11 protein-coding genes are annotated in these 13072 nt (G+C 70.5%); 7 read left to right on the top strand and 4 right to left on the bottom strand.

Going from position 1 to position 13072, the window contains the following annotated elements:
- The first annotated feature begins 31 nt into the window (after positions 1-31).
- Positions 32-625 (top strand): copper resistance CopC family protein, encoded by a 594-nt coding sequence (locus BLQ10_RS13215; RefSeq protein ID WP_091562761.1) that lies wholly within the window; start codon positions 32-34, stop codon positions 623-625.
- A gap of 52 nt (positions 626-677) precedes the next feature.
- Here the strand turns inward: BLQ10_RS13215 and BLQ10_RS13210 are convergent, their stop codons facing one another.
- Positions 678-1307 carry an NAD(P)/FAD-dependent oxidoreductase gene (locus BLQ10_RS13210; protein ID WP_091562758.1) on the bottom strand — a complete coding sequence of 210 codons (630 nt, stop codon included), beginning with the start codon at positions 1305-1307 and terminating at the stop codon, positions 678-680.
- A gap of 472 nt (positions 1308-1779) precedes the next feature.
- Here BLQ10_RS13210 and BLQ10_RS13205 point away from each other — a divergent pair, with 472 nt between their 5' ends.
- From BLQ10_RS13205 to BLQ10_RS13180, 6 genes are all read left to right on the top strand, one after another.
- Positions 1780-2814 carry a universal stress protein gene (locus BLQ10_RS13205; protein WP_091562755.1) on the top strand — a complete coding sequence of 345 codons (1035 nt, stop codon included), beginning with the start codon at positions 1780-1782 and terminating at the stop codon, positions 2812-2814.
- 43 nt (positions 2815-2857) lie between these two features.
- Complete coding sequence (locus BLQ10_RS13200; RefSeq protein WP_091562752.1) at positions 2858-5605, top strand: PEP/pyruvate-binding domain-containing protein; 2748 nt, start codon at positions 2858-2860, stop codon at positions 5603-5605.
- A 92-nt stretch (positions 5606-5697) separates the two neighbouring features.
- A complete protein-coding gene (locus tag BLQ10_RS13195; RefSeq protein ID WP_091562750.1) occupies positions 5698-6552 on the top strand; it encodes a hypothetical protein in 855 nt (284 codons plus the stop codon).
- Between the two features lie 109 nt (positions 6553-6661).
- The gene (locus tag BLQ10_RS13190; protein ID WP_091562748.1) at positions 6662-7753 is read left to right on the top strand and encodes a LolA family protein; all 1092 of its coding nucleotides are present in this window, start codon (positions 6662-6664) and stop codon (positions 7751-7753) included.
- 40 nt (positions 7754-7793) lie between these two features.
- Complete coding sequence (locus tag BLQ10_RS13185; RefSeq protein ID WP_091562745.1) at positions 7794-8864, top strand: ABC transporter ATP-binding protein; 1071 nt, start codon at positions 7794-7796, stop codon at positions 8862-8864.
- A gap of 124 nt (positions 8865-8988) precedes the next feature.
- The gene (locus BLQ10_RS13180) at positions 8989-9801 is read left to right on the top strand and encodes an ABC transporter permease (RefSeq protein ID WP_302847322.1); all 813 of its coding nucleotides are present in this window, start codon (positions 8989-8991) and stop codon (positions 9799-9801) included.
- A 44-nt stretch (positions 9802-9845) separates the two neighbouring features.
- Here BLQ10_RS13180 and BLQ10_RS13175 read toward each other — a convergent pair whose 3' ends face one another.
- The 3 genes from BLQ10_RS13175 to BLQ10_RS13165 all read right to left on the bottom strand — a co-directional run bounded on the left by BLQ10_RS13175 (position 9846) and on the right by BLQ10_RS13165 (position 13066).
- Positions 9846-11351: a C40 family peptidase gene (locus BLQ10_RS13175; RefSeq protein ID WP_091562743.1), complete on the bottom strand. Its 1506-nt coding sequence runs from the start codon at positions 11349-11351 to the stop codon at positions 9846-9848.
- 328 nt (positions 11352-11679) lie between these two features.
- Positions 11680-12600 (bottom strand): cation diffusion facilitator family transporter, encoded by a 921-nt coding sequence (locus BLQ10_RS13170; RefSeq protein ID WP_091562740.1) that lies wholly within the window; start codon positions 12598-12600, stop codon positions 11680-11682.
- Positions 12601-12610: 10 nt separating this feature from the next.
- Positions 12611-13066, bottom strand: coding sequence for a metallopeptidase family protein (locus BLQ10_RS13165; protein WP_091562737.1), 456 nt, complete (start codon positions 13064-13066; stop codon positions 12611-12613).
- Positions 13067-13072: the final 6 nt, after the last annotated feature.

Below are 13072 nucleotides of genomic sequence, written 5' to 3'. Positions count from 1 at the left end.
TAAGGAAGCCAACACTAGGAGTAGCCTGCCCATGCGCCGTATCCGCCAGCTTCGCAGCGCCCTGCTGGGCGCCGTCGTCCTCGTGGCCGTCCTGCTGGGAGCCGTGAGCCCGGCGTCGGCGCACGACACCGCGGAGTCCACCAGCCCGGCGGCCGGAGCGACCGTCGCGGCACCGCCGGAGCAGGTCTCGGTCACTTTCAACCACAATCCGCTCGCCCTCGGGTCGCAGATCCTGGTCAACGACGCCACGGGCGCCAACTGGGCGGACGGCCCCGTGGAGATCGTGGACAACGTCGCCGCGCAGAAGCTGAAGTCCGGCGCCCCTGCCGGGCAGTACACCGTGCACTGGCGGGTGGCCAGTTCCGACGGCCACCCGATCGAGGGCAGCTTCACCTTCACCGCGACGGCGGCTGCAGCAGGCCCGACGTCGGCTGCCGCGGTCCCCACGATGGGCACCGCCCAGCCGGGCACTACGCCGGCGCCCGCCCCTGCGCCGGCTGGGTCGGAGCAGTTTCCCTGGAGCGTCATGATCTTCGTCGCCGTGGGGGTCGGCATCCTGGTGGCCCTGGGCGTGATGGCCAAACGCCGCCTCACGCCGGACGAGGGCGGCGACACCGAAGGCTAGACCCAAAGCAGCGACCGGATACCACCTAATCTGCGGGGCAGGCCGGGCCCGGCTAAGCGGGAGCAGCCAGGGCAAAGCCGGCAGGCAGCAGCGTGGGGACGCCATTGGGGTAGACCTTGGCGGAGATCGTCTGCCCCACCACTTTGGCCTGGCGCAGGACTTCCTTCGGCGTCGGGGTGATGAGCTCGCCTACCCCCACGAGGTACATCCCGAGGGCATGCATCGCCGCCATGAGGTTCTGTCCGGCTGCCATGCCAAGGTCCGAGAGCATGCGGCGCAGCTGGCTGTGGGCGCAGCGGGTCAGGACAAGATGATCGGCCAGAAGGACGCCGCCCGGGGTCTGGACGGCCCACTTCTCGGTGGGTGACCCGTCCGTGCCGGTCTCAAGGAGGTCCAGCTGCAGGGCCCGGATGTTGTTCCGCACATCCAGCTTGTGGCTTGCGGCGTAGTTGCGCAGGTGCCGCAGGATTTCGTTGCGCTCCCTCAGGCTGGCGGCGTCCGCCGCGTCGCAGCGCTGGAGCGAGGAGGTGTTGGCCGGATGGCCGGCACCCAGGAGGTCGAGCCCGTCCACAATAATGGACGCAACACCGCGGCGTTGGAGCTCGCTGGCCACAGCCAGGCCGGAGAGCCCCGTCCCGATGACTACGGCGGTGGTCCGCTCAATCCCGCCGTACAAAGGCATGCTCGACACTGCAGGGTACCTCCTCGAAATGGTGCCAGTCGCGGGGAAATACCCCGGACGCCGACCGAGGCCTGGTTCCGCGACCCCTGCGGGTGCGTTCTGGAATACCAGTCTCGGTTCAGCAGTGCCTCGAAGGATACCTAAGATTCCCGCCCATGGATAGAGGAGGTAGGACATTGGCTGTGGTGCCGGATTTCGGGGGTTTCCTTGGTCGGGACCCCGCGGAAAACGTCCCAAAAGCCCGGGAATCCGCGCCACGAAACGGCGTGTTAACTCTGCGTAAATCCTTCGGGCGCGGCCCGCGAGGGACGCACGCCCGGCGTCTTGATTGTTCGCAATTAACCGAGAATAGTGAGGAAAACAGGGGTTCTTGCACGCAGATTCCGGGTTGCCTCGCCGGTGGACGCCGGGCGGCGGTACTTCTGGCAGAATAGCCGCAACATCAGGCAAGAATCGCGAGGAGGCGGACCCCATGGGCCGTGAACAGGTGCATCCGGACCCGGCATGGGAGACCGGCGGCGAACCGGCGCCTCCACGGGGAATCGTTGTGGGAGTGGATGGCTCGGACCACAGCCACTGTGCCCTGGTGTGGGCAGCCCGCGAGGCAGAGCGCCGTCGCCGCCCGCTGCACATCGTGACTGCCTATTCGGTGCCGATCTTCGCCGCTTCCGGGCTCGACGGCGGCTACGCCACGGTGGACGACTCCGTAATCCGTGAGGGCGCCGAAGCCATTCTCAAGCACGCCCTCGACAAGGTCGCGATTTACAACATCGACGTGGACGCCTCCGTCGAAAACGGGGACGCGTCCGGCGTGCTGCTGGAAATCAGCGAAACCGCGGAGCTTCTGGTCTTCGGTACCCGCGGCCGCGGCGGCTTTGTGGGCCGGCTGCTCGGCTCCGTCAGCAGCGCGCTGCCCGCCCACGCAAAGTGCCCCACCGTGACTGTGCCGCTGATCTGCGCGGACCGGCTGGGCGAAACCACTGACGACAAGCGCGTCCTGGCCGAACGCGCGAAGTCCGGCCACCAGCCGGTCGAGAACGTCGTGGTGGCCGGCGTCGACGGTTCCGAGCAGGCCCGCGTCGCGGTGCTGGAGGCCGCAGCCCAGACCGAACGGCTCGGCGCCCGGCTGCGGATCGTGTGCGCCGTGCCGCAGTACACCGGCTCGCTGGCATGGGTGCCCACCCCGATGGACCGCGATGCCCTGTTCGCCGATATCAAGGTCCAGCTCGACGCCGGCGTGGCCTGGCTGCGGAGCCACTTCCCCGCCCTCCAGGTGGAGACACAGCTCGTGGACGGCTCTCCCGTCGACATCCTGGTTGACGCCAGCCGGCACGTGGAACTCGTGGTGGTCGGCACCCGCGGGCGCGGCGGCTTCGCCGGAATGCTGCTGGGTTCCACGTCCGACGGCGTCCTCCACCACGCCAAGGGGCCGGTCATGGTGGTGCCGGACCGCGACGACCCGCGGCTGGCGGACAGAGCCAGCTTCGGCCCGATGCTCGGCGACTAAAGTCCCGAGACCACAGGTCCGGCGTCGGAAGGACGGTTTGCGGATGGAGCACCCCGGGGAGCCGGACCCTGCCGGGGACAGCCCGGTCCTGGCTTTGGAATGCCTTGGCCAGGGCATGCTGGCCAAGGTCGGCGGCAAGGCGGCCAACTTGGGCGAACTGGCTCGGGCCGGCCTTCCGGTTCCCGCAGGCTTCTGCCTGACCACCCTGGCCTACCTGGACGCCACGGCTTCCCCGGCGCTGGCGGACGTGCACCGGGCCCTCGCCGCGACCGCCCCCGATGACCTGGCGGGGCTGGCTTCCCTGGCCGCGAAGGCCCGCGAGCTGGTGCTCGACGCCGATGTCCCCGCCGGGATCGACGCCGCCGTGCGCGCCGCGTATGCGGCGCTGGGCGCGGACAGGGCGGTCGCGGTGCGGTCCTCCGCCACCGCCGAAGATCTGCCGTTCGCCAGTTTCGCCGGCCAGCAGGACACGTTCCTGAACGTGGTCGGCGCGGATGCCGTGCTGGCTGCCGTCCGCCGATGCTGGGCCTCGCTGTGGACAGACCGCGCGGTGACGTACCGGGCGGTGCAGGGGATCGAGCCCTCGGCGGTATCCCTCGCAGTGGTGGTCCAGCGCATGGTGGACGCGGCCGTGGCCGGAGTGCTGTTCACGGCCAACCCCGTCACCGGACGGCGGCACGAGGCCGTCATCGACGCCAGTCCCGGGCTGGGCGAGGCCGTGGTGTCCGGGGCCGTCAACCCGGACCACTTCGTGCTCGACGGCGCCACGGGACGGATCCTTGAGCGGAGGCTTGGGGACAAGGGCATGATCATCCGTCCGCTGCCCGGCGGCGGAACCGAGCGGGTGGCGCAACCGGGCGCAGGTTTGGCGCCCAGCCTGGACGATGCCCAACTGGCCGCGCTGGAGCTTCTGGGCCGCCGCGCGGAAGTGCACTTCGGCTCGCCGCAGGACCTCGAATGGGCCATCGGCCAGGACGGCGCCGTGTGGCTGACACAGTCCAGGCCCATCACCACGCTGTATCCGATGCCGGAAAGGCCGCCGTCCGGACCCGCGCCCCGCGTCTATCTGTGCTTCAGCCTGGCCCAGGGGCTGACCCGGCCCCTGACGCCGATGGGCCTCGCCGGTATCCGGCTGATTGCGTCCTCGGTCGCCGGGGCGGCGCATTTTCCGGTGCCGGTGCCCCGTGAGGGGCCGGCGCCGTACGCGGAGGCCGGACAGCGCATTTTCTTCGATCTCACGCCCGTGGTCCGGAGCAAGGCCGGCCGCGCCATCGTCCCCCGGGTATTCGACGTCATGGAGGCGCGCTCCGCGGCCGTGCTGCGCAACCTTTTCGCCGACCCCAGGTTCTCCGTCACCGTAAGATCGCCGTGGCGGCTCCTGCGTCACATCGTTCCGGTGGCGGCCCGGGCGAGGGTCCCGGAGACCCTGATCCGCGGCCTCATCCGGCCCGAGGAGGCGCTGCGCCGGGCCGACCATGTGGGTGAACAGCTCAGGGTCGCGCTCGCGGTGCCTGCCGGGGCCACCGCCACGCAGCGCCTGGACCACGTTGAGCGGATCCTTGGCCGGGACGTCTTTGCCGTGGTTCCCGCCATCCTGCCGCTGCCCGCTTTGGGGTTCGCCTTGCTCGCCGTGGCCGGAAAACTCGCGGGGGACCCCGGGAACGGGGCGTTGCAGGAAGTCCTGCGGGGCCTGCCCAACAATGTGACCACCGAGATGGATCTGGACCTCTGGTCGCTGGCTACCGTCATCCGCAACGACCCGGCGTCAGCGGCGGTATTCGGGGATCCATTGCCCGAGATAGCCCGGCGTTACCGGGCAGCGGATCTTCCCGGCGTCGTGCAATCCGGGCTGTCGGACTTCCTGGGCAGGTACGGCCAACGCGCCGTGGCGGAGATCGACGTCGGTATGCCCCGCTGGTCTGACGACCCGACCCACATCCTCGGGGTCTTGGCCAACTATCTGCGAGTGGATGACCCGGCGCTGGCCCCGGACCGCCAGTTCGGCAGGGCGGCGCGTGAGGCGGAGGCACAGGTAGGGCGGCTTGTGGCTGCGGCGGGGCAGCGCAGCCGCCTGCGGGGTGCACTGGCGCGGGCTGCGCTGCGGCGGACCCGTATGTTCGCGGGTCTGCGGGAACTGCCCAAGTACTACCTCGTGGAAGCGTTCGGCGCCGTCCGGCAGCAGCTTGCGGCCGTGGGCGCCGAACTCGCCGCGGCCGGGACCCTCGATGCGGCGGAGGATATCTTCTTCGTTGACCTGGCCGAGGCGCACCGGGGCGTGGGTGGCGAGGCGCTGCAGGGTGTCGTGGCGCAGCGCCGGGAGGCGTACGCGGCTGAACTGGGCCGCCGGCACATTCCCCGCGTGCTGCTCTCGGACGGCACCGAGCCCGAGGCAGTGCAGATCAAGGCAGGGCAGACCGGGGCAGTGCAGACCGGCGCAGGCGGCCGGGGCCCGGCGGGCGCTGACGGCAGCGCGGGGCAGCTCTCCGGCACGCCGGCCTCGGCCGGCACCGTGACGGCCCGGGCCCGGGTGATCCTGAACCCCCAGGGCGCGCACCTGGAACCGGGCGAGATCCTCGTGGCGCCGTCCACGGATCCCGGCTGGACGCCGTTGTTCCTGACGGCCGGCGGTCTCGTGATGGAAATGGGCGGGCCCAACTCCCACGGCGCCGTCGTCGCACGGGAATACGGGATCCCCGCGGTGGTGGGGGTCCCCGACGCGACTGCAAGGATCGCCACAGGCGACAACGTTACGGTCGACGGCGCCGCCGGCACCGTAATGCCGGCCAGGTAGCGCGGGGCGCGAACGGCCCAAATAGCGCCGGGCCGCAAACGGCGGCAGGCGGCGCACGCCGGAGCGGGCGGCCGGCTCGCTACAGTGGGGCCATGAGCGAAGTTCGCGGTACCGAGGGCCAGAAACCCGGGACCACCGCAATACCCGCCGCGGGCACCCCGGTACCTGATACCCGGCCGCCCGAAAACCCCGGCTCCGGCGCCCCACCTGCCGAAGCTCCCGACTCCGGCGCCCCAACGGCCGGAGCTCCCGGCTCCGGGGACCCAGCTGCCGGAGCTCCCGACTCCGCAAACCCGGACGCGGACCCGGACGCGTGGCTACCGGCGTGGCTCGTGGGGCGTCCGCTAACGGCCGGCTGGGCATGGGCCGGGTTCTGGGCAGTGCTGATCGTGGCCGATGAATTCCTGGATCTGGCCGGCTGGTCCTGGTACGTGCTGGTCGGCATGGCCGCCCTGCCGACGCTGCTGGCAACCGTCGCCCTTCTGCACGCCACCCCTCGCCGGTACCTGAAGCCGCGCCGGGACACGGTCCTGGGCCACTTCTTTGTCCGCTTCCTTGCCCTGATCGCCGGATTCCTCGTGTGGGGCGTATCCGTGGTCATGAGCGCCTCGATCTCAACAACCGTTCAGTCGCTCGTCGGCGAGTCCGAACGCGAAGTCACCGCGGTGGGCTTCAACCTCCTGCTGGCCGGGATCCCGCTGGTGGTTTCCGTGCTGTGGCTGGCCTTCATCATCCGCTGCGCGTGGTTCCTGCGTCGGCTCCGGGGATGGAAACAAACTCCGGAGCCCGGCACCGTGCCCAAGAAGTTCCTGCGGGGCAGGCCGCGGCTGCGGCGGGTAGTGGTGGGACTCGCCCATCCCGGTCTGCTGCTCGTGGCAGGCCTGGGCACCTCCGTGCTCGCGTTCCTGCTGGGCGCTGTGGAACTGACCATCAATGTGCTGAAGTAGGGCAACCGCGCTGCCGGGGCCAGGCGTACTGTTGACCTATGAGCTGCACTGAAGCGCGCATACCTCAGACGCGGATATCCGGATCAACTCTTCCCGAGGCGCGGTCACGATGACGCGCAAGTGGCTGCGCTGGCTGCCCGCCGTCGCCGTTCCTGCCGTCATCGCCGCCGGCGCGCTGGCCGGATCCCTGCCCGCCAGCGCCGGGGATCCCCTGCCGCCCAAGACACCGGAGCAGGTCCTGCAGTTGATCGCCCAGCACCGCGAGCCTGCCCTCTCCGGAACCCTGGAACAGTCCTCCGAGCTCGGTCTTCCCGAGCTCCCCAAGACCAGTGCCGGCTCGGACTCGTCAAGCACCGCCTGGCTCGAACTGCTGACAGGTCCGCACACCGCGCGGGTCTATCGCGACGGCCCGGACAACGCCCGCATCCAGGTGATGGACCGGCTGGCCGAACGCAACGCCGTCCGCCACGGCAACGAGGTTTGGTTCTACAACTCCAAGGACAACACGGCCTCCCATGTCCAGCTGCCGGCCGGCGCCGCCGACCATCACGGCGACGGCAGGGACGCCACGGCCACCCCGGACCAGCTCGCCGCGGTGCTTTTGGCCAAGATCGAACCGGGCACCGACGTGACGGTGGGCGCCGACGTCCAAGTAGCCGGCCGGGCCGCCTACAACCTGGTGCTCACGCCGAAATCCGATGCGACCCTGGTGGGGTCCATCGCTGTAGCCGTTGACGGCCAGACCGGGCTGCCGCTGGGCGTCGAGATCAAGGCGCGCGGACAGTCGGATCCCGCCTTCCGCGTCACCTACACGAGCCTGACCCTCGGGGCCCCCGACGCGGCGGTCTTCACGTTCAGCCCGCCGCCGGGCGCCACCGTCAAGGAGATCCCGGTAACGGTTCCAGAGCGCAAGCACGGAAAAGACTCCGGGAACGCTACGGCGCCGGCAGCCAAGGACAGCACCCGCAAGCCGGCCGTCACCGGCTCCGGCTGGGATTCGGTGGCTGTGTTCCCGGCGGGAACGGCCGGCCCGGCCTCGGACGCCACGGCCCCGGCCCTGCTCGGACAGGCCACCGTTCCGGTCCAGGGCGGCCGACTCTTGTCCACAGCGCTGGTGAACGTTTTGGTGCTCGACGACGGTCGGGTCGTCGCCGGCTCCGTGCCAGTGGAGCGGCTCCAGGCCGCCGCCGCGCAGAAGTGATTACGGGCGCGGTATCCGGCGGCCGTCCGGTGACGGCCGCGTGAGCGCCGGCGGGCCGGGGGCCGGGCTGGGGGCCGGGCCGGGTATCGAGCTGAGTATCGAGACCGGGGGCCTGACCAAACGGTTCGGCCAGCAGTTGGCTGTCGACGGCGTCGATCTGGCCGTGCCGAAAGGCGCGGTCTTCGGCTTTCTGGGCCCGAACGGCTCGGGGAAGACCACCACCATCAGGCTCCTGCTCGGCCTGGCCACGGCCACCGGCGGCTCCATGCGCGTCCTGGGCGAGGAGATGCCCCGAAAACTGGCTGACGTGCTTCCCCGGGTCGGGGCGCTGGTCGAGGGACCGGCGTTCTACCCGTTCCTCTCCGGCGCGGCCAACCTGCGCCGCATGGACGCCGCGGACCCCTTCGGTTCGGCGGCGACGCGGCATGCCCGCGTCCAGTCAGCCCTGGAACGGGTGGGTCTAACGCACGCGGCGGACAAGCTGGTCCGGGCCTATTCGCTGGGCATGAAGCAGCGGCTGGGGATCGCCAACGCCCTGCTCGCTCCGCGGGAGCTCCTGGTGCTGGACGAGCCCACCAATGGGCTGGATCCCCAGGGCACGCGTGAAGTGCGGAGCCTCGTGCGATCGCTCGCGGCGGGCGGCGCTACGGTGTTCGTCTCCAGCCACCTGCTGGCCGAGGTCGAGCAGATCTGCACGCACGCGGCCATCATGAGCGCGGGCCGGCTTGTGGCGCAGGGAACCCTGGCGGAACTGCGCGGGGCGGGCCACGCAAGGATCCGCGTGCTGACCCCGGACCCGGGTACCGCGGCGCAGGTGCTGACCGGCTTGGGTCTGACCGCGACCTTGAGCGCCGACGGCCGCACTTCCGCAGGCGCTGCTTCCGGTGCCGCCGTCTCCGGGGCGGACGCGGCCCTGTTCGCGTCACTGCCTGCGGCGCGGCCAGTCGGGGCAGCCCGGGACGCAGGGTCGGATCTGGCCGTGGAACCGGAAGCTGTGGTGGCGGCCCTCGTGGCCGCGGGGGTCCGGGTCCGCGGCTTCGCGACCGAACAGGCCAGCCTCGAGGACCGGTTTGTGGCATTGACGGGGGAGGGGTTCGACGTTGTCCAATAACAGCTCATCTTTGGGCGAACCACCAGCCGGCCCATCAGCCGCCCCGGCCGGCGGCCGCAGGGGAGCGCCCGCCGGCGCAAGCGGCGACGTCGGGGCAGCCGGCCCGCCGGCCCGGCGCGGGTCCCTGACCGGCGGACTGCTGGCGTCCGAGCTCGGCGTGCTGTTCCGCCGCCGCAGGACATGGGCCATGTTGTGCGCGCTGGCGGCCATCCCGGTCCTGATCGCCGTCGCGGTGCGGGTCTCCTCGGCCGTGCCGCCGGGCCGCGGGCCCGCCTTCCTGGACCGGATCGCCCAGAACGGCCTGTTCGTGGGCGTCACGGCCATGGTGGTTTCCGTTCCGCTGTTCCTGCCGCTAACCGTCGGTGTCGTGGCCGGAGACACGATCGCCGGTGAGGCAGGGCAGGGGACCCTGCGCTACCTGCTCGTGGGCCCGGCCGGGCGGATCCGTCTATTGATCGTCAAATATGCCGGGACGGCTGTGTTCGTGGTCGTTGCCCCGCTCGTGGTGGCCCTGACCGGGGCCGGAATCGGCGCGGCGCTCTTCCCTGTGGGGCCGGTGACCCTGCTTTCCGGCGACACGATCGACCCCGGCGAGGCAGTGGTCCGGCTCCTGCTGATCGCCGCTTACCTGGCGGTTTCACTGCTGGGATTGTCGGCGATCGGCCTGTTCGTCTCGACCCTGACGGACGTTCCGGTGGGGGCTATGGCGGCCACCGTGGTGCTCTCGGTCGTCGCCCAGGTCCTGGACGCGCTGCCGCAGCTTGAGTGGCTGCATCCCTGGCTGTTCAGCCACTACTGGCTGGACTTTGGCGATCTGCTCCGCCAGCCGGTTTCCTGGGACTCCTTTGTCGGCAACGCCCTCCTGCAGGGCGGCTACATCGCCGCCTTCGGCGCACTGGCATACGGCAGGTTCATCACCAAGGACGTGCTCTCCTAGGCGCCGGAGACGCCGGCCCTGGACGGCGTCTCTGGAACGGGGTCTCAGTAGCGGGCCACGTAGCCGTAGAGCTGCATCCCGGACATGGCGGCAACATCGGTCACAGTGATGCCGGCGTCGGGGTTGAGTGCCTGGACCACGCGGCCGCCACCGAGGTAGATGGCCACGTGGTAGAAGCCCGGGGAGGAACCCCAGACGAGCAAATCGCCAGGTCGCGCCTGGGAGAGCGGGACGTGGACGGGGGCCTGGGCGAACTGCTGGGAGGCAGTGCGGGGCAGGTACTTGCCGGCAGCGGCGAACGCGTTCTGCACCAGGCCCGAGCAGTCAAACCCGTAGGCGCCGGTTCCGCCGTACTGGTAGAAGAACGGCGATCCGGTCTTGCCCAGGGCAACTGAAATCGCGGTCTGGTTCGACCCGCCGGAAATCGGCGCTGGCACGGGCGCGGGCGCGGGCACAGGAACAGGGGCCGGTACCGGAACAGGCGCAGGAACCGGAACGTGAATCGGCGCCGGAGCAGGCGCGGGGTCGGGGGCCGGAGCGGGATTCGGCGCGGAAGCCGGTGCAGGTGCCGGTGCCGGAGCCGGTGCAGGTGCCGGAACGGGAGCCGCCGGCACTTCGGCCGGAGCCGGTGCTGCCGGTTGCTGCGCGGCCGAATCGTTCCGTCCCGGTGCTGCAGCGGCAGGCTGTGAGCCGGTGGCTGGCTGCGGCGCCGCGGCGGCGGCCGCGGTCAGTGCCGCCAGCCGCTCCTGCTGGCGCTGGCGGTCGAGGGCGTCCACGCGGGCCGATTCCAGCGCCGCGGTGGTGTGCTTAAGGTTTGCCAGCTGGTCTACCAGCGCGCCGCGCTGCGCTTTGGCATCCGTCACGGCCTGTCGCTGGGCCGCGGTGGCACGGTCGGCGTCGGTCTTGCGGGCTTCCGCGGTCGTGGCCGCCTCGTCGGCGGCGCGGTTGGCGTCCGCTGCGGCCTCGGTCAGCGATTGCGCAGCAGCGGCCGCAGTTTCCGCGGACTGAAACGCCCGTGCGCGTCCGGCCGTTACAGCCTCCAGCGTGGCCGCATCTTCGAGGGCCTGTCCGCTGCCGCTGACAAAGCTGCTGAGCGCAGGATTCAGTCCGCCGTTGCGGTACAGATCCCCGGCCAGCTGGCCGACCTGCTTGCGGGTCTTGGCCTGTTCCGCTTCGGCGGCAGCAGCCCTGGCGGCCGCCACAGCCGCCGCGTCACGGCGCGTGGCCAGCTCCACGAGGGCCTCGCCGTAGGCGTTGTTTGCTTGCAGGGATGCGGCGAGGCTGGCTTCCTGGCCGGCCGACGCGTCGGCCAGAAGCCCGTCGATCCTGGTGACCTCCGCCGCCGTCGCGCTTTCACTGGACTTGGCGGCTGCGATCTCTTCCGGTGAGGGGATCTCGGGCGACGTCGGAACCTGGCCGGCCGCTGACAGCGGTAGGCGCCCCGGCGCAGAACGCAGTGGTGCGGCCTGGGCCGGGAGCGCGAGCGTTCCAAGGAGGACGACGGCGGTGCAGAGCACAGCCGTCTTGCGACCGGATCCGGTCCAACTCATGGGCAAACCTCGCGAAGTCTCGGGCTGGAATGAGCGAGGTCGGATTTTGGCGCGTGCAAGCCCCTCTGCGGATCATCCAGCAGGCATGAGGCTACGTGCCAAAGGTCACTTTGGCAACACGAGTCACATGAATAACATAAACAACACTGGTGTCATTTGGCCACGCACGCGGGGGGTGTGTCGTGCTCCCGCCGAGCCGCTGCCCCATCCCGGACGCGGCGGACACCCCCGGACACTGCCGTATGCCGCCGGACACGCCGCGGGACGCGGCCGACCGCCGCAGGACGCCGCCGCACGCCGCGGGACGCGGCCGCACGCTGGTGCCCGGTCAGGCGTGCTGGTGCGCCTCGTGCTCCGAGTGCGTGGCGGGCTCGAGCTGGAACGTGCAGTGTTCGGTGTCGAAATGGGAGCCCAGACAGCTGGTGAGCTTGTCGAGGATCCGGTCGGCGCCCCGGGCCCCGAGGGCCGCGTCCTCCACCACCACGTGGGCGGAGAAGACGGGAACGCCCGAGGTAATGGTCCAGATGTGGATGTCGTGGACGGACACCACTCCGTCCACCGCGAGGATGTGCTCGCGGATCATCTGAACGTCCACGCCCTTGGGCGTGGCCTCGAGGAGCACGTCCACGACGTCGCGGAGCAGGTGCCAGGCCCTGGGCAGGATCATGAGGGCGATGAGGATCGAAGCAATCGTGTCGGCCGCCTGGAACCCGGTGACCATGATGACCACCGCCGCCGCAATGACGGCAAAGGACCCCAGCAGGTCCCCCAGTACCTCCAGGTAGGCGCCGCGGACATTCAGGCTTTCCTTCTGGGCGCCGCGCAGGATCAGCAGGGATACCAGGTTGGCGACGGCGCCGAGGACCGCCGCCGCGAGCATGATGTCGGTGTGGACCTCCGGGGTGGCGCCGAGCCGGCGGATGGCCTCGGTGAAGATGACCACCGAGATGACGATCAGGACCAGGGCGTTTGCCAGCGCCGCCAGGACCTCGGCGCGCTGGTAACCGTAGGTGCGCAGATCGCTGGCGGGCCGGGTGGCGATCCACGCGGCCAGCAGGGCGATGAAGACGCCGGCCGCGTCGGAGAGCATGTGCCCGGCGTCGGCGAGCAGGGCCAGGGATCCGGAGACCACGGCGCCAATCGTCTGCACGACCACCACGGCGAGCGTGATGGCGAGGACGGCAACCAGGCGCTTGCGGTGCTTCCCGGTGGCGGTGATGCCGTGCGAGTGGCTGTGGTCGTGTCCCATGCCTACAAGGCTAGCCCCAGCCGAGCTCGTGCAGGCGCGCGTCGCTGATGCCGAAGTGGTGGGCTATCTCATGCACCACAGTGACGGTGACTTCCTCGATCACGTCCTCCCGGGTGGCGCAGATGTCCAGGATGGGCCGGCGGAAGATGGTGATCCGGTCCGGCAGCGAGCCAGCGTCCCACCAGGAGTCCCGCTCGGTCAGGGGAACCCCCTCATAGAGCCCCAGCAGCACGGTGTCCGGATCCTCCCCGGGCTGCGGGGTGTAGTCGTCCTCGATGAAGATCGCGACATTGCTCATGGTCTTCGCCAGGTCCGGCGGGATCCGGTCCAGGGCGTCACTCACCGCGGCCTCGAAATCGGCCTCGGACATCGGGAAGGGTGCAGCGTCGTGCCCGCCGTCGCTGCCGTCCCCGCCGTCCCCGCCGTTCGGAACGATCGGCAGGCCGGGCGGGAGGGACGAAGGCATAGGGAA

Origin of the sequence: Arthrobacter sp. ok362, from assembly GCF_900102785.1 — a bacterium.
Classification (GTDB): Bacteria; Actinomycetota; Actinomycetes; order Actinomycetales; family Micrococcaceae; genus Arthrobacter.
Note: the sequence above shows the minus strand (reverse complement) of the source record. Positions and strands in the feature narration are given on the sequence as shown.